The 24,693-nt window shown below is 70.9% G+C and carries 19 protein-coding genes; 4 read left to right on the forward strand and 15 right to left on the reverse strand.

Annotation, left to right across the window (positions count from 1 at the left end; translation table 11 throughout):
- A partial coding sequence (locus VFW66_12400) for a hypothetical protein (GenBank protein HEX5387499.1) occupies positions 1-306 on the forward strand: 306 nt, incomplete at its 5' end.
- Between the two features lie 52 nt (positions 307-358).
- Here the strand turns inward: VFW66_12400 and VFW66_12405 are convergent.
- The 3 genes from VFW66_12405 to VFW66_12415 are packed head-to-tail and all read right to left on the reverse strand — an operon-like array spanning position 359 to position 5,374.
- Positions 359-2,008 (reverse strand): M20/M25/M40 family metallo-hydrolase, encoded by a 1,650-nt coding sequence (locus VFW66_12405; protein ID HEX5387500.1) that lies wholly within the window; start codon positions 2,006-2,008, stop codon positions 359-361.
- A 13-nt stretch (positions 2,009-2,021) separates the two neighbouring features.
- On the reverse strand, positions 2,022-3,728 hold the full coding sequence (locus VFW66_12410; protein HEX5387501.1) for a M28 family peptidase: 1,707 nt from the start codon (positions 3,726-3,728) through the stop codon (positions 2,022-2,024).
- A 17-nt stretch (positions 3,729-3,745) separates the two neighbouring features.
- Positions 3,746-5,374, reverse strand: a complete 1,629-nt coding sequence (locus VFW66_12415; GenBank protein HEX5387502.1) for a M20/M25/M40 family metallo-hydrolase — start codon at positions 5,372-5,374, stop codon at positions 3,746-3,748.
- Between the two features lie 46 nt (positions 5,375-5,420).
- On the opposite strand from VFW66_12415, the gene VFW66_12420 reads away from it, so the two are divergent.
- Both VFW66_12420 and VFW66_12425 read left to right on the forward strand, forming a co-directional pair.
- Positions 5,421-7,433 carry an aconitase family protein gene (locus VFW66_12420; protein ID HEX5387503.1) on the forward strand — a complete coding sequence of 671 codons (2,013 nt, stop codon included), beginning with the start codon at positions 5,421-5,423 and terminating at the stop codon, positions 7,431-7,433.
- Positions 7,430-8,929 carry an N-6 DNA methylase gene (locus VFW66_12425; protein ID HEX5387504.1) on the forward strand — a complete coding sequence of 500 codons (1,500 nt, stop codon included), beginning with the start codon at positions 7,430-7,432 and terminating at the stop codon, positions 8,927-8,929. Before VFW66_12420 ends, VFW66_12425 begins: the two co-directional genes overlap by 4 nt.
- On the opposite strand, the gene nth is transcribed toward VFW66_12425, so the two are convergent.
- The 3 genes from nth to VFW66_12440 all read right to left on the reverse strand — a co-directional run bounded on the left by nth (position 8,919) and on the right by VFW66_12440 (position 12,084).
- On the reverse strand, positions 8,919-9,557 hold the full coding sequence (nth, locus tag VFW66_12430; protein ID HEX5387505.1) for an endonuclease III: 639 nt from the start codon (positions 9,555-9,557) through the stop codon (positions 8,919-8,921). The two genes, VFW66_12425 and nth, sit on opposite strands and share 11 nt — an antisense overlap.
- 67 nt (positions 9,558-9,624) lie before the next feature.
- Positions 9,625-11,373 (reverse strand): DNA polymerase/3'-5' exonuclease PolX, encoded by a 1,749-nt coding sequence (polX, locus tag VFW66_12435; GenBank protein ID HEX5387506.1) that lies wholly within the window; start codon positions 11,371-11,373, stop codon positions 9,625-9,627.
- The gene (locus tag VFW66_12440; GenBank protein ID HEX5387507.1) at positions 11,374-12,084 is read right to left on the reverse strand and encodes a hypothetical protein; all 711 of its coding nucleotides are present in this window, start codon (positions 12,082-12,084) and stop codon (positions 11,374-11,376) included.
- Between the two features lie 73 nt (positions 12,085-12,157).
- Between VFW66_12440 and VFW66_12445 the strand changes: the two genes are divergently transcribed.
- Complete coding sequence (locus VFW66_12445) at positions 12,158-14,923, forward strand: protein kinase (protein HEX5387508.1); 2,766 nt, start codon at positions 12,158-12,160, stop codon at positions 14,921-14,923.
- A 45-nt stretch (positions 14,924-14,968) separates the two neighbouring features.
- Here VFW66_12445 and VFW66_12450 read toward each other — a convergent pair whose 3' ends face one another.
- The 9 genes from VFW66_12450 to VFW66_12490 form a co-directional block, all read right to left on the reverse strand.
- Positions 14,969-15,790, reverse strand: coding sequence for an alpha/beta hydrolase (locus VFW66_12450; protein HEX5387509.1), 822 nt, complete (start codon positions 15,788-15,790; stop codon positions 14,969-14,971).
- Positions 15,787-16,620 carry an enoyl-CoA hydratase gene (locus tag VFW66_12455; GenBank protein HEX5387510.1) on the reverse strand — a complete coding sequence of 278 codons (834 nt, stop codon included), beginning with the start codon at positions 16,618-16,620 and terminating at the stop codon, positions 15,787-15,789. Before VFW66_12455 ends, VFW66_12450 begins: the two co-directional genes overlap by 4 nt.
- On the reverse strand, positions 16,617-18,275 hold the full coding sequence (locus tag VFW66_12460; protein HEX5387511.1) for an acyl-CoA synthetase: 1,659 nt from the start codon (positions 18,273-18,275) through the stop codon (positions 16,617-16,619). Before VFW66_12460 ends, VFW66_12455 begins: the two co-directional genes overlap by 4 nt.
- 121 nt (positions 18,276-18,396) lie before the next feature.
- The gene (locus tag VFW66_12465; GenBank protein HEX5387512.1) at positions 18,397-20,454 is read right to left on the reverse strand and encodes a M13 family metallopeptidase; all 2,058 of its coding nucleotides are present in this window, start codon (positions 20,452-20,454) and stop codon (positions 18,397-18,399) included.
- Positions 20,455-20,542: 88 nt separating this feature from the next.
- Complete coding sequence (locus VFW66_12470) at positions 20,543-21,373, reverse strand: alpha/beta fold hydrolase (protein HEX5387513.1); 831 nt, start codon at positions 21,371-21,373, stop codon at positions 20,543-20,545.
- Between the two features lie 25 nt (positions 21,374-21,398).
- Positions 21,399-22,298: a histone deacetylase gene (locus tag VFW66_12475; GenBank protein HEX5387514.1), complete on the reverse strand. Its 900-nt coding sequence runs from the start codon at positions 22,296-22,298 to the stop codon at positions 21,399-21,401.
- A 15-nt stretch (positions 22,299-22,313) separates the two neighbouring features.
- Positions 22,314-22,769: a GAF domain-containing protein gene (locus tag VFW66_12480; GenBank protein HEX5387515.1), complete on the reverse strand. Its 456-nt coding sequence runs from the start codon at positions 22,767-22,769 to the stop codon at positions 22,314-22,316.
- A 394-nt stretch (positions 22,770-23,163) separates the two neighbouring features.
- Positions 23,164-24,234, reverse strand: coding sequence for a M42 family metallopeptidase (locus tag VFW66_12485; protein ID HEX5387516.1), 1,071 nt, complete (start codon positions 24,232-24,234; stop codon positions 23,164-23,166).
- Positions 24,231-24,677: a hypothetical protein gene (locus VFW66_12490; protein HEX5387517.1), complete on the reverse strand. Its 447-nt coding sequence runs from the start codon at positions 24,675-24,677 to the stop codon at positions 24,231-24,233. The genes VFW66_12485 and VFW66_12490 overlap by 4 nt, the downstream gene beginning before the upstream one ends.
- Between the last annotated feature and the right edge of the window lie 16 nt (positions 24,678-24,693).

Consider the following 24,693-nt stretch of genomic DNA (forward strand, 5'->3'; position numbering starts at 1 on the left):
GTCCTGTTTGATGCGCTCGCAGACAGCAGGCGAAGGGAGGACGGGCTGATGTGGTCAGCGTTCTTCGAGGCAGCAATCAAGCGAATCGCCATTCGCAAGGCCCCGCTCTGGAACCAGGGTCTCTTGGAAGGCGCCTGGTTCATTCGCTTTGATAGCCGCAAGCCCTACGGTCAGCGCGTCCTGAATCACCAGCAGGCGGAACAGAATCGTATCAGCTTTTTTCAGAGTCTGCTGGCCGAACTCAAGCTCAGGGAGCCAGCGGTGCCCTTCTCGAAGCCGATCATCTCCCGAGACCTGCACGGGTGACCTGATTTGCGAGCTCCGTCGCCTGCGCGACCCCTCATTACCTGAATCCCCCCTAGATCCCGCTCTTGGTGCGCGCCTCCCCCGCCGCCCGGAACTCCGAGCCCGCGCTCCACGTCGGCTGCTTCGGGTTGGTCGCCACGGCCATCGCCGTCCGCAGGATGACGCGGAGCTGCTGCATGGCGCCGCGATAGTCGAACCAGGGCTCCACTTCGTCGCTCGGCTGGTGATAGTGGTGGGCCGTGTAGTCCTCCTCCTGCTCCTGGCCCCAGCCCTTCGGGCGACCGACAAAATCGAGCCCGCTCTCGAGTGAGAGTGCCGGGACGCCCGCCCGCGCAAAGGGGAAGTGGTCGGAGCGGAAGAACGAACCCTGGATCAGCGCCTTTTCGTTGGTCGTGACCCGCAATCCCTCGGCGCGCGCCGCGGCGGTGAATACCGGGCCGAGCGAGGACTGATCCAGCCCGAGCGCCGCGATGTCGCGGGTCCGCCCGTACATGTTCATCACGTCCATGTTGAGCACGGCCGCGATGTCCTTGAGCGGCACCGTGGGTCGCGCCGCGTACGCCGTGGACCCGAGCAGGCCGGACTCCTCGGCCGCAAATCCGATGAAGACGATAGAGCGCGGCGTCACGACGCCGCTCCGCTTGAACGCTTCGGCCGCGGCAAGCATGGCGGAGCAACCGGACGCGTTGTCGATGGCGCCGTTGTAGATCGAGTCACCGTCCACTGGCTGGCTGATGCCGAGGTGGTCGTAGTGGCCGCCGATCATCACGACCTCGTGCGCCCTGGGGCCCTTGCCGGGCAGGCGGCCGAGAATGTTGAAGGTTTCCGAGCGGCGGATGGTGCTCCGAATCGTGGCGCCGAGCTGCGCCTTGAGCGGAACGGCGGTGAAGCCGCGCCGGCTCGCCATGGCGATGGCCTGATCGAGTCCGCCCAGCGGCTGCAGCAGCCGATCGGATGCCTCCTTGCTGAACCAGCCGGCCGCGATCAGCGACGTGGGCTCGCGCTCGATCCGGGTCTGCGGGCCGGTCCAGGAGCCGGTCACCGTCCCCCACGGATACGTAGCGCTCTCGGTGGTGTGGACCATCATGATGGCCGCGGCACCCTGCCGTGCGGCCTCCTCGATCTTGTAGGTCCAGCGGCCGTAGTAGGTGAGGATCTTGCCCGTGAAGAGGGTCGAATCCACCAGGCCGGGCGTGTTCACCAGCATGACGACGACCTTGCCCTTCACGTCCGCGCCCTTGTAGTCGTCCCAGTCGTACTCCGGGGCGACGATTCCGTAGCCCACGAAGACCATGTCGCCGCTCACGCTGACCAGCGAATCGTCGCGCATCGACCACATCACGTAGTCGTCGCGGAACTTGAGCGGGGTCTGCTGGCCGCCCGAGACGATCGTGGCCACCGGCGCGGGCGTGAGCGAGATGACGGGGACTCGGTGGAGATAGGTGCCGCTGTCGCCGGCGGGCTCGAGTCCCAGGCGGGTGAACTGCGCCACGATGTAATTGCGCGCGATGTGGCCGCCGCGGGTGGCAGGCGCCCGGCCCTCGAGCGCGTCGTCGGCCAGGAAGTCGAGATCGGCGCGCATGACGTCCGGGTTCGCGGCGCGGGCCACGCGCGTCGCGGCGCTCTGCTGCGCGCTGAGCGACGAGTGGGGAACGGTTGTGGGGACGAAGAGGAGCAGGGCGAGTGCGAGCGTCGGGCGCACGGGTGGTCTCCGGTTAGTGTCGGTGATACGGGGCATCGGCGTTCCAGCGGGCCGGGGTGGGCTCATCGGCGGCGGCGAGGAGTGTCCGGGCAAAGACTCGGAGCGGATACACGGCGGCGGAATAGTCGAACCGCTGACTCAAATCGTCGTTCGGCCGGTGATAGCGAGTGGAGAGATAGGCGACGAGCTGCCGGAGCCCCCAGTCGCGGGAGCCGTCGGGGCCGACGTCGCCGAAGTAGAGATAGATCGCGGGCACGCCCGCGCGCGCGAACGATGCCTGGTCCGACCGATTGAAGAAGTTCTGCGCCACCGCGAGCCGCATGATCGGACTGTCGGGCGGCGTCGGTCGGTAGCCCTCGGCCGCGCTCGCCGAACGGAAAAGAGCGCCGAGCGACGAGTAGCTGCCGCCGAGCGAGGCGAGGTCGCGGGTACGGGCCTGAAGGTTGAGCACGTCCATGCAGAACATCGCGGCGATCGAGTCGAGCGGGATCGGCGGGCGGAGGGCGAACGCCTCGGAGCCGAGCAGTCCTTCTTCCTCGGCGCCGAAGGCGGCGAAGTACACCGAGCGGCCGGGCCGCGCGCCTGCGTGGACGAACGCCTGGGCGATCGCGAGCATGCCCGCCACGCCTGACGCGTTGTCCTCGGCGCCGTCGTAGATGGAGTCGCCGTTGACGGGGCGGCCGATGCCGAGGTGATCGTAGTGGGCGCCGATGACGACGGCCTGGTCGGCGAGAGCGCCGCGGCCCGGCAGGCGCGCCGCGACGTTCACGCCCGGCACGGCGCGGCTGCGCGCGCGTACCGACAGCGTAAGCGTCACGGGGAGCGGCACCGCGCGGAAGCCGGGACGGTCCGCCGCGGCGGCGAGCGAGTCGAGCGACAGTCCCGCGGCAGCGGCAATGCGCGCCGCGGCTGGCTGGTTGAGCCAGCCACCGAAGACCGGGCCCGCCGCGGACGCGGTGTCAGGCACATTGAGATGGAGCTGCTCGCCGGTGAGCGCGCCGGCGATCTCGAACCAGTTTGGGCCGGCGCCGCCCGGGCGGAAAACGACGAGCCCACCGGCCGCGCCGTGACGCACCGCTTCTTCGACCTTGTACTTGCGTGCGCCGTAGTCATCGCGGCGCGGATGGACGAAGCGCGGCGAGCCGCGTTCCGCCGGGATGCCGGCGAGCGCGATCACGAGCTTGCCGCGCACGTCGGCGCCCGCGTAGTCGTCCCACTGCTCCTCCGACGCGGTGATTCCATAGCCGACGAAGACCGGTTGGGCCGCGAGGGCGGCGGAGTCGCCGGTTGTGACATAGGCGACGTAATCGTCGCCGGGACGGAAGGGAGGGTCGGAGCCTGCGCGACTCGAATCGCTCGAGTGCGTGGCGGCCGGCGCGGAATCGCCGAGTACGAGCGAGGTCGTGTAGATGCGGCCGGTGAGCGGGATGCGCTGGTACCAGGTGCCGCTGTCGCCGGCGGGCTCGAGCCCCAGACGCGCGAACTGCGCGGCGATATAGCGCACGGCGATGGTGGCGCCGCGGGTACCCATGCCGCGGCCTTCGAGCGCGTCGGCGGCGAGGAACTCGAGGTGGGCTTGCAGCGCGCGGGCATCGACGGCGTGGGCGACGCGAGCGGCGGCGGGAGACTGCGCCGGCGCGGATCGAGCGGGCGCGCGAGCGGACTGCGCGGCGAGTTGCGAGCCGGGCGCCACGAGCAGCAGGCTGAGCGCTCGCGTCATGAGAGCAGCACGCAGTCTCACGGTACCCCGTCCCCTACCGCACGAAAGTCGGAGCCGGCCGCCCACCTGGGGCGCGCCGGCGCGTCCGCGATCGCGCGGAGCGAGCGGGCCAGCACCCGCGTCTGCTGCGCGATGCCCGCGAACGACATCCACGGCGCCAGCTCGTCGCTCGGCCGGTGCTCGCGCTCCGTGTGATAGCGCTCGCGCTGCTCGCGCCCCCAGCCGCCCGGGCGGCCCACGTAGTCGAGCCCGTTCACCAGCCGGATGGTGGGGATGCCCGCGCGCGCGAACGAGTAGTTGTCGGAGCGATAGAAGCGGCCGCTCGCGATGTCGTCCGGATCCTCATTGATCCGCATCCCTTCGGCGGCGGCCGCGCGGCGCACGACGGCGCCGAGCGACGTCTGGTCCACGCCCACGGTGCCGATGTCGCGTGTGGCGCCGTAGAGATTCAGCTCGTCCATCGCGACCGCGGCCACGATCTCGTGTTGCGGCACCGGCGGATGCGCCACGAACCACTGCGAGCCCAGGAGCCCGAGCTCCTCGGCGCCGAACGCCACGAAGTAGATCGAGCGGGCGGGATGCGTGGCCGCGAGTTTTTCCGCCGCGCCGAGCACGCCGGCCACACCAGAGGCGTTGTCCTCGGCGCCGTTGTAGATCGAGTCGCCGTAGACGGGACGGCCGATGCCCAGGTGGTCGTAGTGCGCGCCCACGACGACGGCCTCACGCGCGTGCGGGCCCGAGCCCGGCAGGCGCGCCACGACGTTCTGCGTCTCGATCGGACGAATGGCGACGTGGAGCGTGCCGCCGAGGGAAACGCCGAGCGGCGTCGGACGAAAGTCGGGGTCGCGCGCGGCGCGCATGAGCCGGCCGAAGTCTTGGTCGCCCAAGGCTGCGAGCGAGGCCGCAGCATCGGGCGTGACCCAGCCCCAGTAGCGCACCGCATCCGGCTGCGCCGGGAGGCCGATGCGCTCGCGGGTGAGCGCCTGGATCGCCTCCCAGGGAACCCCGCTTTCCGGTACGTCCACCACGAGGATCCCGACCGCGCCGCGCCGCGCCGCCTCCTGGGCCTTCTCGCGCACCGCGTTCCAGGGCCGGCCGTAGCCGGGATCGAAGCGGGAGGGATCGGGCACGCCGGCGAGCACGAGCGCGACCTTGCCGCGAAGATCGGCGCCCTTGTAGTCGTCCCACCCTCGATTGGGCGCCACGACACCATAGCCCGCGAATACGAGCTCGCCGCCGATATGGGCGACGGTGTCGTCGATTTCGGGCGCGAGCACGTAATCCTGGGCCCAGCGGAGCGCTGCGGTGTCGGGGCCGGCGCCCGCGGCGCGGGCATCTGGCGTGGCGCGGAGCTCCGCGTTCGGGGTGCGGCCGAGGAGGTGGACGCGCTGGAGAAAGCCGGCGGAATCGCCGGCGGGCGCGAGCCCGAGGCGGCGAAACTGGGCCGCAACGTACTCGGCCGCGATGAGCCCGCCGCGCGTGCCGGTGCCGCGGCCCTCGAGCGCGTCGTCGGCGAGAAACGCGACGTGAGCGCGGAGGAGGCGCGGCAGCGCATCCGGGGCCGGGAGCGATCGGGCGGCGAGCGGCGGCGGTTGCGAGAGGGGCAGGCCCGCGAGCGCGAGCAGCAGCCGGGCGAGGAGAAGCACGGAGGAATCTTGTCGGGGTGACGGGCGCGGGGCAACTTTGGGCCCCATGAACGATCTGCTGCGGCTCCGCGGCCGCGTGCTCTTTCTTGCCGAGGATGCGGCGCTCGTTCGGCGCCAGCTCGACGGGGCTGATGTCGAATGGCCCGCGTTCGCGCTCCGCCACGACATTTCGACCGACGAGATCACGCCGGCGTGGGCCTGCTACTACCCGGACGAGCGGCTGGGCGAATATGCGTACGTGGGACTCCGGTGCGGCGGCGAGTTTCCCATTGCGCCGGGGGCCGTACGACGCGGCGGGTTCGAGGTTTCAGTGAGCGGGCGGCGGCGCGGCAAGGGGTCGAGCCGCGAAGCGTCGCCGTACGCCGAGCGGGCCGCGGGCATCCGGCTGGTGATCGCGGAAAGTTTCGAGCGGATCTACCGGGAGAACTGCCAACACCTCGGCGTGTACACGAGCACCGATTTCGGGCTGCTCGAGCTCATCGCGCGGGGGGAGCCGATTCCCATTGCGCGGCTCACGGCCGGGCTCGGCGCCATCACGCGCGGCATTGTTCGGCGCGGCGGCCTGCTCGCGTACGGACAGGCGCGGCTTGCGGGGCGGGCGCGCGTGCCGGCGCCGAGCAGCGGTGGGCGCGCGGGGCGGCGTGGCACGCCGCGGCCGATGACGCTCGCGGAGAAGATCATCGCGCGCCATTGGGCCGCATCGCCGGCGGATACAGCGGCGGGTATCGCGTCGGTGCGCCCGGGAGACGAAGGCTTCGTCCGCGCCGACCTCAGGTTCAGCCACGAGTACGTGACACCGATGGCGGCCGAGCTCTGGCGCGGCGCGGTGGGGAGCGCCGCGCACGTGCGCGACCCGGGCTCGATCCTTTTCTTCCGCGACCATCTCACGTTTCTCGACCAGGCGCTCACCGACGAACGCCGCGCGGCGGGGCTGCTCGACGTGGCGCTCGAGCTGAAATCCCGCCAGGAGGCCTTCGCGGCGGAGCAGGGAATCCGACTGTACGGCGAGCTCCCGCCCCGCTCCGGCGCCCCGCGAGGCGCCGAAGGGATCTGTCACAGCATCGTGCTCGAGCGGCACGCGCTGCCCGGCCAGGTGATCGTGGGGAGCGACAGCCACACGCCGCACAGCGGCGCCGTGGGCTGCGTGGCGTTCGGCGTCGGAACGACAGCAATCTGTCACGCCTGGCTTACCGGCGACGTGCGGCTCACGGTGCCGCCGTCGGTGCTCGTGCGGGTGCGCGGTCGGCTGCCGGCCAACGTGGCGGCCAAGGACCTGGTGCTCGCGATTCTGCGGGAGCCGTTCGTGCGCGACGGGGGCGCGGTGGGGCGGATCGTCGAGTACGCGGGCGAGGCGGTAACCGCGCTGTCGGTGGACGAGCGGGCGACGCTCACGAATATGGCGGCGGAGATCGGCGCATTCACCGGGATCGTCGCGCCGGACGGCGTCGTCGTGCAGTGGCTCGAGCGTGCGCGGGGGGTTGCGCACGCGGAAGCGCTCGGACTCATCGAGGGGCTCGCGTCGGACGCGGACGCGGAGCACGAGGCGGTGCTCGACATCGACGCCTCCGCGCTCCGCCCGATGGTGGCGCTTCCGGGCGATCCCGGCAACGGCCGCTTTCTGGACGAGCTGCGCGGCCCCGTGCCGGTCGACATCGCGTACGCGGGAAGCTGCACCGGCGGCAAGTGCGAGGACATGGACATGTACGCGCGCGTCTTCCGGGCGGCCGCCGCGCGCGGGGCGCGGGTGCACGAGGGCGTGCGCTGCTACGTACAGTTCGGCAGCCAGACGGTGCGGCGTCACGCGGAGGCACGCGGCTATGTCGAGCTGTTCCGCGCCGTGGGTGCCCAAGTGCTGGAGCCCTCCTGCGGCGCGTGCATCAACGCGGGGCCGGGCGTGAGCTTTGCGCGCGAGACGGTGACGGTGAGTGCAATCAACCGGAATTTCCCCGGCCGGAGCGGACCGGGACAGGTGTATCTCGCGAGTCCCTACACCGTCGCGGCTTCGGCGATTGCGGGCCGAATCGCGGCGTGGGAGGGGGATGGCGAGGGGTTCGCATGAGCGCGCCGCCGCTCACGGGCACCGCGATCCCCCGCGAGGCACTCCGGGAAAAGGGTCAGTTCTGGACGCCCGATTGGGTTGCCGACGCAATGGCGGAGTACGCGCTCGGCGGCGGCGCCGACCATGTGTTCGACCCCGCCGTCGGCGCGGGCGCGTTCTTCCGGGCCGCGCGGCGGGTGGCAAGTGTGCGGGGGCGGCGCGTGGCGCTGCTCGGGATGGAGCGCTACGCGGATGTGCTGCAGCAGGCGCATGCTGCGGGAGTTGACGGCGCCGCACTCCGCAACGTCGCGATCGGCGACTTCGCGCTCGCGCCGCCGGCTCGGCGCTACCGGGCCATCATCGGCAACCCGCCGTACATCCGCCACCATCGCATCAGCGCGGCTGACAAGGCCGCGCTCGCGCGATTCTCGGCCGCGCTGCTCGGCCGGCCGCTCGACGGGCGCGCGGGGCTCCACGTCTACTTCCTGCTGCGCGCGCTCACGCTGCTCGAGCCCGGCGGCCGGCTCGCCTTCATTCTGCCGGCCGATACGTGCGAAGGCGTGTTCGCCGGTGCATTGTGGCAGTGGATCGCCCGGGGATACCGACTGGACGCGGCTGTTACCTTCGAGCCCGCTGCGACGCCGTTCCCCGGCGTGGATACAAATGCGCTCGTCGTGCTGATCGAGCACTCGGCGCCCGCACCGCGCGTGAGGTGGGTTCGCTGCGCGGAGCGGACGATGTCGCTCTCGCGCTGGATTGCGCGCGGGATGCAAGCCGCCGGAGCGCCCGGCCTCACGCTGGTTGATCGCGATCTCGACGAGGCGCTCCGCACCGGCCTCTCGCGGGCTCCGTGCGACGGTATGCGCGACTCGGTCCAGCTCGGCGCGCTCGCGCGCGTGGTGCGCGGCGTCGCGACCGGCGCGAACGAGTTCTTCTTCCTCACCGCCGCGCGCGCGAGCGCGCTCGGCTTGCCTGGCGAATTTCTGTCGCCCGCCATCGGCCGTACGCGCGACCTCGACACCGGCGATGTGCTCGAGCGCAAGGCGCTCGCGCGGCTCGATGCCGCCGGCCGGCCCACACTGCTGCTCGCGATCCCGCCACTCCCCGCAGCCGGTCTCCCGTCCGCAGTCCGCGCCTACATCGCCCAGGGCGAGGCGCGCCGGCTCCACGAGCGCCCGCTCATCCGCACCCGCCGGCCGTGGTACCGGATGGAGCGGCGCGAGCCGCCGCCGTTTCTCTTCGCCTATCTTGGCCGCCGAAATGCTCGCTTCGTGCGGAACGCGGCCGGCGCCGTCCCGCTCACCGGGTTTCTCTGCGTGTACCCGCGGCACACTGACCCGCGGTCGCTCGAACGGCTCGGCCGCGCGCTCGCGCACCCGACCACGCTCGCCAACCTCAAGCTGGTGGGAAAATCGTACGGCGGCGGCGCGATCAAGGTGGAGCCGCGCGCGCTCGAGCGGCTGCCGATTCCGCGCGCGCTCCTTGGCGGGTTGGAGCTCCCGGCCGCTACGCGATAACGGCTGACGGGCAAAGCGCCGCCAGCACGCACTCCCCGCACCGCGGCCGCCGCGCGATGCACACCTGGCGGCCGTGGAAGATGAGCAGGTGCGAGAGCAACGCCCAATCCTCGCGGGGAAAGCGCGGCATCAGATCCTGCTCGATCTTCACCGGATCCGCCTCCCGCGTGAGCCCGAGCAGTCCGCTGAGCCGCGCCACGTGGGTGTCGACCGTGACGCCCTCATTGATCCCGAACGCGTTCCCGAGCACCACGTTTGCCGTCTTGCGGCCGACGCCCGGAAGCGCCTGCAGCGCGTCCATCGTCCGCGGCACCTCGCCGCCGTGCTCGGCCACGAGCGCCTGCGCCATGCCGAGCAGGCTCCGCGCCTTGTTGCGGAAGAAGCCGGTCGAGCGAATCATCTCCTCGAGCTCCGCCTGGTCGGCCCGCGCGAGGGCGTGCGCGTCGGGGTAGCGCGCGAAAAGCGCGGGCGTCACCATGTTCACCCGCGCGTCGGTGCACTGGGCCGAGAGGATGGTGGCGACGATCAACTCGTACGCGCTCCGGTGGTGGAGCGCGCACTCGGCCTCGGGGTAGGCGGACTTGAGGCGGGAGAGGATTTCGGGGGCGCGCTCGGCCGCGGGCGCCATGCGAGGGCGACGGCTGCGTGCCGCAGGGCGGGCGGGTTTCCGCGCGCGCGGCTTGGAGGCCGCCGCCTTACCGGCCACGGCCGAGCCGCTTCCGCGCAAACGACAGGAATGCGTCCACCGGCTTCGCGTTGAGCACGTCGTCGGCACCGAGCCATCCCTTTCGCGCGATGCCGACGCCGTAGTCGGCGTTGCCGATCCCCGCCACGTTGTGCGCGTCGGCGCCGATCGAGATCATGACTCCGCCATCCCGCGCCCGGCGCACCACGCGCCAGTCGAGGTCCAGGCGGTGCGGATCCGCGTTGATCTCCATCGCGACGCCGGTCTCGGCGGCTTTGGTGAAGACGGCGTCCAGATCGATGCCGTAGGGATCGCGCGAGAGCAGGAGCCGTCCGGTCGGGTGGCCGATGATCGTGAGATGGGGGTTGTCCATCGCCACGAGCATGCGGCCCGTCATCTCAGCCTCGCCCAGGTTGAAGCGGCTGTGGATTGAGCCGATCACGAAGTCGAGCCGGTCGAGCACGCGCGCGTCGTAATCGAGCCGTCCGTCGGCCAGAATGTCGGCCTCGATACCCTTGAGGACGCGGATCCCCGTGAGGCGCGCGTTCACCGCGTCGATTTCATCGGCCTGGCGCGCGAGGTCGTCGGGCTTGAGTCCTCCCGCGTACGCCGCGGCCTGGCTGTGGTCGGTGATGCCGACGTACGCGTAGCCCGCCTCGCGGCAGGCAAGTGCAATCTCCTCGACCGTGTTCGAGCCATCGGAATAGCTCGTGTGGCAATGGAGAAAGCCGCGGAGGTCGCCGCGCTCCACGAGACGCGGAAGCGCGCCCTTCGCGGCCGCCGCGATCTCGCCCATCCCCTCACGCAGCTCGGGCGGAATCGGTTCCAGGCCGACGGCCCGGTACAGCGCGTTCTCATCGGGAGTCGCGACGAACTCGCTCCCGCGCCAGAGCGCCGCGCCGCTCAGGTTGTAGCCGCGCGCGCCGGCGTGCTCGGCCAGCTCGATGAGATGCGCCTCGCTCCCCGTAGCCTGGACCAGCACGGCGCCGGCGTTGACCGGCGTCGTCACCACGACTTGCGCGCTCGCGCCGCCCGCAAATCGGAGCGTGACGCGGCGCTCGTCCTGACCCGAAAACTCGTGCACGCCCGGCAGCCGGCTCAAGCGCTCGAACAGCTCGGCCGGCGGGACGTCGGCGACGAGGACGAGGATGAGATCGCGCACGATCTCGCAACGCCGCCGCACTTCGCCTGCCACGAACGCCTGCACCACGCCCGGCAGCTTCACGAGCGCGCGCCTTAAACCCTCAGCCTCCTCTGCCGCGTGGTGCGAGAGGCGGAACGCGCTCGCCTGGCGGAGAAAGGCGATGCCCTTGAGGATATTCTCCGAGGTCTTCTGGCCGAACCGCGGAAGCCGGGCAAGGCGCCCGTCGAGTGCGGCGGCCTCGAGCTCGGGGATCGAATCGATCCCCAGCACCTCGTGGATCTGGCGAATCTTGGCGACGCCGAGCCCGGAGATGTCGAGCATCTCGACGAGGCCCGCCGGCACCTGCTCGCGCAGCTCCTCGAGCATCGTGGACCGACCGCCCGTCGCCAGCTCCTGCACGATCTGCAGCGTGGCGGGCCCGATGCCCTTGGTGCCCGCGAGTGAGCCGTCGGCGAGTGCCGGGCCGAGATCGCCGGGAAGCGCGCCGACGGTGCGCGCGGCGGTGCGGAACGCGCGGATCCGGAACGGATTCTCGCCCTTCAACTCGAGAAATGCGGCGATCTGCTCCAGCACCTGGGCGACCGCCTTCTTGTCCATCGTTTCGGTGGTAGTCATTTACTCGGTCTCTCGATCGTTCGCTCCGGCGCTGCCGGCGGGCCGGTCCTCGGCTTCGCTTTCGCGTTCCCGCTCCCGCCAGGCCAGCTCGAGCAACTCCTCGGCCCCGGCAATGGAGTGAAGGCCGGCCGCCTCTCCGCCCGGCAAAATCGGCGCGAAGAGGGGTGTGCCATCCGGCCGCGCGGGTCCCACCGACCGGTCCCCGGTTGCCTCCACCACAGTGAAGCCCATCCGCTCCGGGTGCAAGCCGAAGACGGCGAGAATGCGGGCGTGCTCGGGGGTAAAGTCGGCGAACCAGCCGTCGAGGGGCTCCGGGGGGCTGGTTGCGACGGGCGAGGCCCAGATGACGTGGGCGGGGAGTTGGGTGTACGAAGACGGGGCAGAGGCGGTGAGGGCGGTAGAGGCGCCAGGGTTTGGGGGGCGGGTTAACAGGGAGTCGAGGGTCGGGCGGGAGAGGGATTCCACCTTGCAACCTGAGAGCCAGAAGAGAAAGGCGTGGTGCACCAGGGCGGCCAACTGATCGATCCCCTCGGCCAGGCCTGCGTCGGGGCGCAGCTCGTGGACGAGGGCGGCGGCGTCGCGGGTCAGGAGAAAGGCGTCGCGGTCGCGGGGGTCGTGGCCGGCGGACTCGAGGGCGGCGCGAATCGGCGGGAAGCGGTCATCGGCCAGCGGGGCGAAGACGAGGTCGAACGGGGTGGGGCGCGGGGGCACGAGGGAAACATAGCGGCTCGGGCATCCCGGCCGCGCCCGCGCTCTACCGCAGCACGGCTGCGCGGGATAATCTTTGTGCTTCCCGGCGCCACGTCCCGCAACGCTCGAGGTCCCTGTCTCCGGCGACCAACGCGACATCCTCGCTCAGGGCCTCACCGGCCGCTACCGCATCGAGCGCGAGCTCGGCCGCGGGGGTATGGCCACCGTGTATCTCGCGCACGACCTCCGGCACGACCGGCCGGTCGCGCTCAAGGTGCTGCACCCGGAGCTCGCCGCCACGCTCGGGCCCGAGCGCTTCGACCGCGAAATCCGCGTCGCCGCCCGCCTCCAGCATCCCCACATCCTCACCGTGCTCGATTCGGGCGACACGGCGGGCCAGCTCTGGTTCACCATGCCGTTCGTCGAGGGCGAGACGCTGCGCGACCGGATGCGGCGCGAGGGCCAGCTCCCGATCGGCGATGCGGTGCTCGTGGCGCGCGAGACGGCCGAGGCGCTCGACTACGCCCACCAGCATGGGATCGTTCACCGTGACGTGAAACCGGAGAACATCCTGCTCACCGGCCGGCACGCGCTGGTGGCGGACTTCGGCATCGCGCGGGCGCTTGGAGCGGGGCCGGGCGCTTCGCTCACTGAAACGGGGATGAGTCTCGGCACGCCGGCGTACATGAGCCCCGAGCAGGCGAGCGGCGACCGCTCCGTAGATGCGCGCAGCGACGTGTATTCGCTCGGCTGCGTGCTCTACGAGATGCTGGCCGGTGAAGTGCCGATCACCGGTCCCACCGCCCAGGCGATCCTGGTACGCAAGTTCACCGAGACGCCGCGGCCGCTCCGCACGATTCGCGAGACGGTGCCGGAGGGGCTGGAGCAGGTGGTGGCAAAGGCGCTCGCCCGCTCGCCGGCCGACCGGTACGCTTCGGCGGCGGAGCTGGCGCAGGCGCTCGACGGCGTGCCGGCGGCGACATCGATCGTCACACCCACTGCAGTACCGACGGTCGCCGTGCCCCGCGCACCCGCGGCCTCCGGCGTCGGGGCAGGCGCGCACGGGGTCGGATCGCGGGATGCCGGCAGCCCGCGCTCGATCGCGCGTCGGTACCCACTCACCATCGCGCTCGCACTCGGCTTCGCAATCGGGCTGGGCGTGCTGTTCGCGTGGCGCAGGACTCGGGCGCCGGCCGAGGACGAAACCGCCGGCCCCAAGCGACTCGCCGTGCTGCCGTTCGAGAATCTGGGCGATTCCTCGAGCGATTACTTCGCCGACGGCATGACCGACGAGGTACGCGGCAAGCTCTCGGCGCTCCCCGGGCTTACCGTGATCGCGAGCCAGAGCTCGGGCGCGTACAAACACAGCGCCAAGCCGCTGCCCGAGATCGCCCGCGAGCTGGGGGTGAATTACGTGCTCACCGGCAAGGTGCGCTGGGAGAAGGGCGCGGCGGCGGGCAGCCGGGTGCGGGTGAGTCCCGAGCTGGTGGAGGTGTCGAGCGAGGGCGCGCCGACCACGAAGTGGCAACAGCCGTTCGATGCGAATCTCACCGATGTTTTCCAAGTCCAGGCCGACATCGCAGGGCGGGTGGCCGATGCGCTCAACGTGGCGCTCGGCGCCACACAGAAGCAGACGCTCGCGGAGAAACCGACGGCCAACGTGGCGGCCTACGACGCGTATCTCAAGGGCGAGGCGGCCTCGCAGCATATCGGGGTCACCGATCCGGCCAGCCTGGGCGAGGCCATCGGCTACTACGAGCAGGCCGTCGCGCTCGACTCGACCTTCTTGCAGGCCTGGGCCGAATTGGCGCGGGCCAATGCGTGGTACTACGGCACCAGCACGCCCACCCCGAGTGCGGCGGAGGCGGCGAAGCGCGCCGCGGATCGCGCGGTACGGCTCGGTCCGGGACACCCCGAGAGCCAGCTTGCGCTGGGCGACTACCACTCATTGGTGCGCTTCGAGTACGCCGAGGCGCTCGCCGCATATCAAGCGGGACTCCGGATTGCGCCCGCCAACGCCGACCTGCTGACCGCATCGGCCCTGGTAGAGCAGAGTCTCGGCCGCTGGGACTCGGCGCTCGTGCACCTCCAGCGTGCCCAGGCGATCGATCCGCGATCGGTGCAGACTGCGCGACGCCTGGCGGCGACGTACATCTGGCTTCGCCGATATCCCGAGGCGATCGCCGCGGCCGATCGCGCCATCGCCATCGCGCCGACCAACCTCGCGGTGGTCGAGTACCGCGCCATGGCGTCTCTCGCCCAAGGCGATCTGGCCGGCGCGCGCGCGGTGATCCGCGCGGTACCCGCGGAGGTCGAGCCGACCGCGCTTGCCGCCTACTTCGGCACCTACGCGGACCTGGGCTGGGCGCTCGACGATGCGCAGCAGCAGCTCCTTCTCCGGCTTCCGCCGAGCGCGTTCGCCGACGATCGAGGCAACTGGGGACTGGTGCTGGCGCAGGTATACGGCTGGCGTGGTGATCTCGCGAAGGCGCGCATCTACGCCGATTCGGCCCGCATCGCGTTCGAGGAGCATCTCCGCGCCGCACCCGAGGACCCGCAGCAGCGCGCGCTCTACGGGCTTGCGCTGGCGTACCTGGGCCGGAAGGCGGATGCGATCCGGGAGGGCCAGCGGGGTGTAGCGCTATTGCCGGTGAGCAAGGACGGATTTGCGGGTCCCTACATGCAGCACCAGCTCGCGCGGATCTACATCCTCACGGGCGAGCCGGAGAAAGCGCTCGACCAGCTCGAGCCGCTGCTCAAGATTCCGTACAATCTCTCGCCGGGCTTGTTGCGCATCGATCCCGACTTCGACCCGCTCAGGAAGAACCCCCGCTTCGAGCGGCTGGTGGCGGGGCAGTAGGCCGGGCGCACCGGGGCGTAGCGGGTGCGGCAGGGCCGCGCTCGTTCACCGCGAGTTGCGCGCATCCGTCGATCCGGTCGCGAACCGCCCCACGAACCCCACCACCGCATCCAGCACCTCTCCCGCACGCTGGACGTGAGGGGCGTGCCCGCACTCCGGCAACACGAGCATCTCGACCGGCCCACACACGCCGTCCCGAATCGTTTCGACCTGGGCCACCGTTCCGTAGCGATCCGAGTCGCCCTGAATCAGGAGCACCGGACACGTGACCAGCGGCAAGCGCGGGACGATACTCCACGAACGGAAGCTCGGCCGGAGCCAGACGTCGGCCCAGCCGGCGAACGTGGCATCCACATCCCTGTGATGCGGCGCGAGCTTCTCGCGCCACGAGCCCGATCGGTACGCGGCGCGCGCCTGCTCGACTCCGCGGATCGTCACGTCTTCCACCATCACGTGTGGCGCCTCGAGCACGAGCCCGCGCACCGGCCAGCGCCCTTCCGCCGCGTGGATGAGCGCGATCGTGGCGCCGTCGCTGTGGCCGATGAGGATGGGGTTCTCGATCCCGCGCGCCGCGAGCACTCGAGGGAGCGCCTCGCGCGCCTCGCGCTCGAGATAGTCGTCAGGCCTGAGCTCGGCGAGGGGGTCGGAGCGGCCGAGTCCGTGGCGCGAGTACGCCAGCGCGCCGCACCCGGTGCGCTCGGCCACGCGGTCGGGAAAATCGCGCCAGAGCGCGAGCGAGCCGAGCGCCTCGTGCAGAAAGACGAGCGACGCAAGCCCCGGGCGCGCGGGCTCGATCCACCGGTACTCGAGCCGGTGGCCGGCGGCGGAAAGGAAGGCGGTTGGGCGGCCCGGCGGTCGGGCGGTCACGCAAGGCGAACGGACGGACCGCCCGTCCGCCCGTCCGTCTGTCCGCGCCTCCACACCGCCGCGCGCTTCTCCAGAAACGCATCGATCCCCTCGGCCGCGTCCGCGTAGGTCATGTTGCAGCTCATCGCGTCGCCGGCCACGTCGTAGGCTCCGGCGAGCGTGGCGTCGATCTGGCGGTAGAAGGTGCGCTTGCCGAGGGCAATCGTGGCGGCACTCCGCGCGACGATGAGGTCGGTAAAGGCGCGCACCTCCGCGTCGAGCGCGTCGGGCGGGACCACCCGGTTCACCAGCCCCCAGGCGAGCGCCGTGCGCGCGTCGATTGGCTGGCCGGTGAGGAGCAGCTCCATCACCCGCTTGCGCCCGACGTTGCGCGCGACGCCCACCGCCGGCGTCGAGCAAAAGACGCCGATGTTGACGCCGGGGAGCGCGAACGCGGCCGACTCGCTCGCGACGGCGAGATCGCACATCGCGACGAGCTGGCAGCCGGCCGCCGTCGCAATGCCGTGCACCCGAGCGATCACCGGCTGCGGGAGCCGGGTGAGCGCCAGCATCATCCGGTTGCACACGTCGAAGAGGCCGCGCTGCCACTCGTCGTCGCCGGTGTGGGCGCGCATCTCCTTGAGATCGTGCCCGGCGGAAAAGCCTTTGCCGGCGGCCGCGAGCACCACGACGCGCACCGTGTCGTCGTCCGCGGCGAGGTCGAGCTCGGCGTGGAGCGCGGTGATCATGGCGAGCGAGAGCGGGTTGTACCGCTCGCCACGGTTCATCGTGAGCGTACGCACCGGCCCATCGTCGCGCCGGAGGACGAACGGCGCCTCGCTTGTGCTCATTCGATTGCCTCCACCGACCGCGCGCGCTCGCGCAGCACGTACTTCTGGATTTTCCCCGTCGCCGTCTTGGGCAGCGGTCCGAACACCACCGAGCGCGGCGCCTTGTAATGCGCAATCTGACTGCGGCAGTGCTCGATCAACTCGGCCTCGGTGACCGAGGCGCCGGGCTTGAGCTCGACGTAGGCGCACGGCGCCTCGCCCCACGTGGGGTCAGGCTTCGCGACGACCGCCGCCACGAACACCGCCGGGTGCCGGTGCAGCGCGTCTTCCACTTCGAGCGACGAGATGTTCTCCCCGCCCGAAATGATGATGTCCTTGCCCCGATCCTTCACTTTCATGTAGCCGTCGGGATGCATGACCGCGAGGTCGCCCGAATGAAACCATCCGCCGGCAAACGCCGCCTCGGTGGCGGTCGGGTTCTTGAGGTAGCCCTTCATCGTCATGTTGCCGCGGAACATGATCTCGCCCATCGTCTCGCCGTCGCGCGGCACGGGCTGCATCGTGTCCGGGTCGAGCACCGTTGCCCCCTCCTCCGCCTGGAATCGGATTCCCTGCCGCCCGTTCCGGAGCGCTCGCTCGCGCGGCTCGAGCGCGGCCCATTCCTCTTGCTTCACGCAGACCGTGGCGGGGCCATAGGTCTCCGTGAGTCCATAGGTGTGGGTGATCTCGACGCCGCGCCGCTCCATCGCCTCGAGCACCGCCGCGGGCGGCGCCGCGCCCGCGATGTAACCGTTGATCCGGTGGGTGATACCATCCCACAACTCGGCCGGCGCGCTCGCGAGCATCTGGTGCACGATGGGCGCGGCGCCGAAATGGGTGGCGCGGTGCTCCCGGATGAGATGGAGCAGTACGGCGGCGTCGAATTTCCTCAGGCAAACGCCGGTGCCGGCCACGGCCGGAAGCGCCCAGGGCAGGCACCAGCCGTTGCAATGAAACATCGGCGCGATCCAGAGGAATACGGCTTGGCGCGGCACGCCCCAGGCGAGGAGAGTGCCGAGGGCGGCGAGGTAGGCGCCACGGTGGTGGAACACGACGCCCTTGGGGTTGCCGGTGGTGCCGGAGGTGTAGTTGAGGGCGATGGCGTCCCACTCATCCGTCGGTGCGGCGATCGGGTATTCAGGATCGCCCTCGGCCAGAAGGCCGCCGTAATCGAGGGCGCCGAGGCGCTCGCCGGGGCCGCTGTACTCGGGGTCGTCGACGTCGATCACGAGCGGCCTGGTCCGGCAGCGCGTGAGCGCGTCCGCCATCGTGGCCGAAAACTCCCGGTCCACGAGTAGTGCCTTGGCCTCGCCGTGGTCGAGCATGAACGCGAGCGTGCCCGGATCGAGTCGCACATTCAGTGCGTTGAGCACCGCGCCGCACATGGGCACGCCGAACTGGCACTCGAACATCTCCGGCGTATTGAACAGCATCGCCGCTACGGTGTCGCCCCGGCCGATGCCGTGGCGCTCGAGCGCGGAGGCAAGCCGGCGGCAGCGGGTGTAGGTCTCGCGCCAGGTGATCCGGCGCTCGCCGTAAATGGTGGAGACGCGGTCGGGGCAGGCGCTCGCGGCCCAATCGAGCAACGTGAGCGGAGTAAGCGGCGCGAAGTTGGCGGCGTTCCGGTCGAGGCCCGTATCGTAGGGAGACGGGGCGGTGGCGAAAGAGAGGGCCATGACGACCTCGGTGCGAGTACCGGGCAAGCGGGAATGCCGATTATGTGTGGGCCGCAGGTCGGCGATGTCAAGAGCGGCGAGTCATCGGCTCCCGAGCGGGCACCCCGTCACAACGCTCCCGTCACCAGATCCGCATCCGCCCATCCGGCGGCCGCACCATCGCGTCGGCCGCCCTGCAGCCGAACGCCTCGGCGAACGCCGGCAGGTGGCCGACGACGCCGTTCACCCGCCAACGAATCGATGTGTGCGGGTCGGAGACCACCCAGGTGCGCTCCGCCTCGGGCCGCACCTTCTCGCGCCATGACGCCGCGTAGGCCAGGAAGAAGCGCTGCGCCGGGGTGAACCCGTCGATGCGCGGCGGCTCGGGCTTGCCGGCGAGCGACTTGCGCCACGCGTCGTACGCAATCATGAGCCCGCCGATGTCGGCGATGTTCTCGCCCAGCGTGAGCCGTCCGTTCACGTGGAATGTGTCCACGGCGACGTAGCCGTTGTACTGCTCCACCACGACCTGCGAGCGCGCCTCGAACCCGGCCGAATCGGCCGCGGTCCACCAGTTCCGCAGGTTGCCCTGCGCGTCGAACTTGCGGCCCTCGTCGTCGAAGCCGTGTGTCAGCTCGTGGCCGATCGTGGCGCCGGTGGCGCCGTAGTTCACCGCGTCATCCGCATTCGGATCGAAGAGGGGCGGCTGCAGGATGCCGGCGGGAAAGACCACCTCGTTGAATTGCGGGTTGTAGTACGCGTTGTAGGTGGGCGGCGTCATGCCCCACTCCGTGCGGTCCACCGGGCCGCCCACCTGGCGCATCTCGCGGTCGTTCTCGAACCGTCGGGCGAGGAGCACATTGGCGACGTACGGCCCGCGCACAAGGCGGAGCCGGGAATAGTCGCGCCACTTGTCGGGATAGCCGATCTTGGCGACGACCGCGTCGAGCTTGGCGAGCGCCTGCGTGCGGGTCGAGTCGCTCATCCAGGTGAGGGCGGCGATCCGGTCGCGCATGGCCGCGCGCAGGTTGGCGATCATGTCGTGTGCGCGCGCCTTGGCCTCGGGCGTGAACGCCACCTTGACGTACGCCTGGCCCAGCGCCTCGCCGATGTTGCCGTCCGTGGCCTGCAGACAGCGCTGCCAGCGGGGCTTGAGCTCGGTTTCGCCGCGGATGAGGCGGCGGAGCACCAGCGACTCGCGCTGGAACGGGGTGCTCAGCGCGGGGGCGGCGGCGCGCGCGAGGTGCCAGCGCAGATAGGCGCGCCAATCGGCGAGCGGGACTGCGGCCACGAGGCTGTCGACGCCCTTGAGGAAGACCGGGATGGAGACATTCACGACGCCGCTCGGCGGGCCGGCGGCCGGCGCGCCCGCGGCGGAGTAGAAGCGGGGCCAATCAATGGCGGGTGCCAGCGTGTGGAGCTGCGCAGGCGCCGTCGGGTGGTAGAGCTTGCTGAACTGCTGCGCCTCCTCGGCCGGGATCGAGGTGCGCGCGATCGCGGTCTCGAGCGCAAGCACGCGCGCGGCGTCATGCCGGGCGGCGGGTGCGGGCTGGCCCAGGAGTGCCAGCATGCGGCCGATGTGCGCCAGATACGCGGTGCGGACGGCGGTGAACGCCGTATCGGCGCGCAGGTAGAAGTCGCGATCGGGAAGGCCGAGGCCGCCCTGGTAGAAATGGAGCATCATCATGCGGCTGTTCCTGGGGTCGGGCAGCACGAAGAACGGAATTGCCGAGCTGATGCCCTCGCGCTCGAGTTGTCCCATTTCGCCCACGAGCTCGCTCCGGGAGCGGATGGCGGCGATGCGGCCGAGCTCGGCGGCGAGCGGCCGGGCGGCCTCGCGCTCCACGCGCGCCGAGTCCATGCAGCTCCCGTAGAAGAGGCCGACGCGGCGGGTGTCGGGGTCGTCCGTCGTGCGCGCGTCGCGCGCGGCCGCGTTGAGAATGCGCTCGAGCAGCGCTTCGGTGCGGTCCTCGATGTCGCGGTCGACGCCGGTCACGGTGTATTGCGGCGGGATCGTGGTGCGGTCGAGCCAGGCGCCATTGACGTAGCGGAAGAAGTCAGTGCACGGCGCGCAGGTGGTGTCCATGTTGGCCCGGTCCACGGCGCGGAGCGGGGGCAAGGCTTCCTGCGCGCGGGCGGGGAGCGGGAGCACCAGTGCGAGGGCCAGCCAGAGCGCGACGATCCGCGGAGTGTTGCCCATGGGTGGTCCTCGAACAGGCAGACGTTCAGTGCGGCATTGACGAGCGAGATAGATCATCCGTGCGTACGGACCGGGTGCAGGGGCGGTTTCACCCGCTCGGCAGGAACGCGTCCAGCACCTCCACGAACGCCTCGGGGCGCTCCACGAACGGCACGTGCCCGCATCGTTCCAGCGGGTGGAAGTCGGCACCGAGCAGCGCGGCGGTCTCGCGCGCGCTCGCGATCGGAATCGGATCATCTTCGCCGTGCAGCACGGCGCTCGGCACGCGGAGCCGGCCCAGGGCGCGGCGGAGATCGTAGTCGCCGAGGCTGCGCCAGACCTCCTCCTGCGTGCGGCCGACGACCCGGAACATGGTAAGGCCGCGCACCTTCGACGCATCGGAGAAGTACGGCACCACCGACAGCTCGAAAAGTCGGCGCTGGTAGGCCTCAGGATCGCGCTCGCGGAGGCCGCTCTGGCGGAGCGCCTGCCGCTCCGCCTGCAACGCGGGCGCCAGGTTCCGCTCGGCAAAGCGGCGCTCGAAATCCTCGCGCGCCGCGCGCCACGACGGTGCCGGGGACACGAGCGCCAGCCGCTCGACGCGCTCCGGGTGCTCGACCGCGTAGAGGAGCGCGAGCAGTCCGCCCCAGGAGTAGCCCGCGATGGTGAGCCGGTCGAGTCCCCAGATACCGCGGAGCGCCTCCAGATCCGCCACTTGCTCGCGCCATCCAACCGGTACGTCGCGCGGCACCGGCGACCGGCCGCCGCCTCGCTGATCGTAGTAGATGAGCGTGCGCCGGTGCGCGGGCGGTTCCGCCAGCGCGTCGAACCCCGGCAGCAGGTAGGCGATGTCCGCGCCCGGCCCACCGTGGAGCACGACGACCGGCGTCCCCGTGCCGACGCGGCGCTCGAAGAGCGAGACGCCGCGCACGATGCGCACCGCGGTGTCTCCGGTCAGCGCGAGCTCAACCGTAGGCGCACCTCAACTCGCGCACCGTGTTGGCGTGGATGGCAACGACATCGTGGAGATCCGGTGCGTACCCGCCGGCCAGCGTGACGGCGACCGGGAGGTCGCGCCGGCGGCATGCGGCGAACACCCGCGCGTCGCGCTCGCGGAGGCCCGCCATCGAGAGCCCGAGCCGGCCGAAGCGGTCGCCGGCGAACGGGTCGGCGCCGGCCAGGTAGAACACGAGATCGGGCGATGCGCGGTCGAGCGCGGCGTCGAGATGGAGGCCGAGCAGCGCGAGATATGCCGGGTCGTCCGTGCCGTCGTCCAGCTCCACGTCGAGGGAGCCGGTCTCTTTCCGGAAGGGAAAATTCTTCGCGCCGTGCATCGAGAAGGTGAAGACGTCGGCGTCGCCGGCGAAGATGCGCGCGGTGCCGTTCCCCTGGTGCACGTCGAGATCCACGACCGCGACGCGCCGCACCCGGCCCTCGCGCTGCAAGACGCGAACGGCGATCGCCGTGTCGTTGAAGACACAGAATCCTTCGCCGTGATCCGCGAACGCGTGATGCGTGCCGCCGGCGAGATTGACGCCCGCGCCGGATTCGAGCGCGTCGCGCGCAGCTTCGAGCGTGCCCTGAACCGTACGGAGCGAGCGCTCGCGCAACTGCGCGCTGCATGGCAGGCCGAGCCGCCGCGCGTGCGCCGGCGCAAGCGTGCCGTCCAGGATGTCGTCCACGTATCCACGCTCGTGCACCAGCTCCACCGTCCAGCGCTCCGCGCGCTCCGGCTCTGCGATGTCGCCCGGCATGAGAATCCGTTGCGCGACGAGCCCGTCGCGCACCAGCGCGTACTTGGCGATGGGGAACCGGTGGCCGGGCGGCAGGTCGATGGTGAAGCCGGCCGAGGTCCAGGCGCGCATGCGCTCGCCCCGGGGTTAGAGCAGAACGGCGAGCGCGTCCGCCACGCGGCGGCAGGCGGCGACTTCGTCGGCGGTAAACGGCGCGGGCTCGTCGCTGTCGACGTCGATCTGGCCGAGGATCGTGTTGCCGCGCCGGATGAGCACGACCAGCTCGGAGCGGGTCCACGCGTTGCACGCGATGTAGTTCTCGACGGCGCGCACGTCAGGCACGTTCTGGTCCTCGCCGGTGGCGGCGGCGACGCCGCACACACCCTTGCCGACGGGGATGCGGGTGTGGTCGGTTTCGCGGCCGGCGAACGCTTCGAGCACCAGCTCGTCGCCGTGGAGCATGTAGAGATAGACCGACGTGTACGGCGCGCCCGCGGCGCGGATCCGCTCGGCCGCGAGCCGGAGCAGCGCCTCGCGGCCCACTTCGCGGGCGAACGCACCTCGGAGTGCGGCGATCAGTTTGTCGGCATCCAGAACGGGCATCGGCGCTCGTCTCCTCGGCGCGCAATATACGGCGGCGAATATGCGTGCGGGACCGCGCGTAGATCGGTGCGGGACCGCGCGGCGAACGGACAGGGAGCCCTTCGCTCGCTGCAGTACGCTTCAAACGGTGAGATCATAACTCTTGCTACCGCTCACTGACGCTCGCTGCGGGCGCCCTGCCCGTTCGCCGCGCGGTCGAGAGCCTCCATTGGCGCCCGGCGCCGATGCCCCCATGCCTGCGTTTCGGAGCGCCGGGGAGCGGGCGGCAGGCCGGGGTTCCCGGAGCGCGCGTCAGTGAGCGGTAGCAAGAGTTATGACCGCTGGCGACGAAGCGAACTGCGGTGCGCGGCGGGGTCCCCGGCCTGCCGCCCGCGACCAGCACACCGTCGCCCCGCTACCGGGGCACGAAGTCCACGTCCCCCGCAACACCCCGCGCAAACGCCGCGAGCAAGTGTGCCGCCCGGTCGAGATCCTCGAGCGCCACCATCTCGTTTGGACTGTGCATGTACCGATTCGGCACCGACACGAGCCCAGTCGCAATCCCGCGCGCCGCCGTGTAGATCGTGTCCGCATCGGTCCCGGTGAACCGCGGCGCCGCCTGGATCGTGAACGGAATCTGCTCCCGCTCCGCCGCCGCCACGAGCCGCTCGAACACCACCGGATTCACCGACGACCCCCGCGAGAGCACCACGCCGCCGCCCAGCTTGATGTCGCCGTGCCGCTGCTTCTCGATGCCGGGATAGTCGGTCGCGTGGGTCACGTCGACCACCACCGCCGCCTCTGCGTCGAGCCCCACCGCCGTGGCGCGCGCCCCGGTGCCCACGGTCCACGCGATCTCCTCCTGCGTGGTCGCCACCGCCGTCACCGCGGCGCTCGGCCGGTCGGCCGCGAGGAGCCGGAGCGCCTCCAGCACCACGAACGCGCCGATCCGGTTGTCGAGGCTCCGGCTCACGATGCGCGCATTCGGGAACTCCTGCACCGTGGCCGCGAGCACCCCGGCGTCGCCCACGCGAAGCCGCCGCTCGGCGTCCGCCCGGTTGGTGGCGCCGATGTCGATCCAGAGGTCGCGCGCGCGAGAGACCTTCTCGCGCTCCTCCTTCTCCATGAGATGGATCGCCTTCTTGCCGACGACACCCGTCACCGGTCCCTCGCGCCCCAGCAGCACCACGCGCTGCCCCACGAACACCTGCTCGTCCCACCCGCCGATCGGCTCGAAGTGCGCGTAGCCCTCGTCGTCGATGTGGACGACCATGAGCCCGATCTCGTCGATGTGCCCCGCGAACATGATCCGCGGCCGCCCGTCCGGATTCACCGTGGCGAGCGAGTTTCCGCCCACGTTTGCCGTCACCCGGTCGGCAAAGCGCTCGGCCTCGGCGCGCCAGATCCGCGCGGGTCCGGTCTCGAATCCGCTCGGCCCCGGCGCGTCGAGCAGCGACTTGAGAAATGCGAGCGACTCGGGCGTCATGCGCCGGCCCTCGCGCCGAGCCGCTGGCGCACCCGGTTGCGGAAAAACTCCAGCAGCTCGCGGCCACGCGCGGTGTGCTGCGTTACCCACTCCGCGTTCCTGAACTGGCTCGGCGGAGCCACGGCGGCGCGCAGCTCGGTGAGATACGGTTCGACGCGGGCGAAGAGGAAGATTCCTTCGCCGTTGTTCTCCATCAGGTACTCGCCGTGCACGATGCCGTGCCGCGCCATGCCGTACGCCATTTCCCAATAACCGCTGGTCTGGCGAAAGGCGGCGTTCAGCGGATGGCCGCGCTGCGTCACCGCCATCAGCTCGGTCGCCGTCGCGGGCCAGAGATCGGCGTTGATCCGACTGCGCGAGTCGCGCATTACCGGCTCGCGCCGGAGCTCATAGAGCCGGAGAACGATGTCGGCGTCGTGATGGTCGGGTGTTTCCTTCTGCATGGGTGCGTCGTCCGAA

It is taken from the genome of Gemmatimonadales bacterium, from assembly GCA_036279355.1.
Classification (GTDB): domain Bacteria; phylum Gemmatimonadota; class Gemmatimonadetes; order Gemmatimonadales; family GWC2-71-9; genus DASQPE01.

Coding starts and splice junctions, on each gene's coding strand:
- VFW66_12425 (HEX5387504.1), top strand. CDS start 7,430: ATGAGCGCGCCGCCGCTCACGGGCACCGCGATCCCCCGCGAGGCACTC.
- VFW66_12455 (HEX5387510.1), bottom strand. CDS start 16,620: ATGAGCACAAGCGAGGCGCCGTTCGTCCTCCGGCGCGACGATGGGCCG.
- VFW66_12410 (HEX5387501.1), bottom strand. CDS start 3,728: ATGACGCGAGCGCTCAGCCTGCTGCTCGTGGCGCCCGGCTCGCAACTC.
- VFW66_12485 (HEX5387516.1), bottom strand. CDS start 24,234: ATGACGCCCGAGTCGCTCGCATTTCTCAAGTCGCTGCTCGACGCGCCG.
- VFW66_12480 (HEX5387515.1), bottom strand. CDS start 22,769: ATGCCCGTTCTGGATGCCGACAAACTGATCGCCGCACTCCGAGGTGCG.
- VFW66_12420 (HEX5387503.1), top strand. CDS start 5,421: ATGAACGATCTGCTGCGGCTCCGCGGCCGCGTGCTCTTTCTTGCCGAG.
- VFW66_12490 (HEX5387517.1), bottom strand. CDS start 24,677: ATGCAGAAGGAAACACCCGACCATCACGACGCCGACATCGTTCTCCGG.
- polX (HEX5387506.1), bottom strand. CDS start 11,373: ATGACTACCACCGAAACGATGGACAAGAAGGCGGTCGCCCAGGTGCTG.
- VFW66_12465 (HEX5387512.1), bottom strand. CDS start 20,454: ATGGGCAACACTCCGCGGATCGTCGCGCTCTGGCTGGCCCTCGCACTG.
- nth (HEX5387505.1), bottom strand. CDS start 9,557: ATGGCGCCCGCGGCCGAGCGCGCCCCCGAAATCCTCTCCCGCCTCAAG.
- VFW66_12475 (HEX5387514.1), bottom strand. CDS start 22,298: ATGCGCGCCTGGACCTCGGCCGGCTTCACCATCGACCTGCCGCCCGGC.
- VFW66_12460 (HEX5387511.1), bottom strand. CDS start 18,275: ATGGCCCTCTCTTTCGCCACCGCCCCGTCTCCCTACGATACGGGCCTC.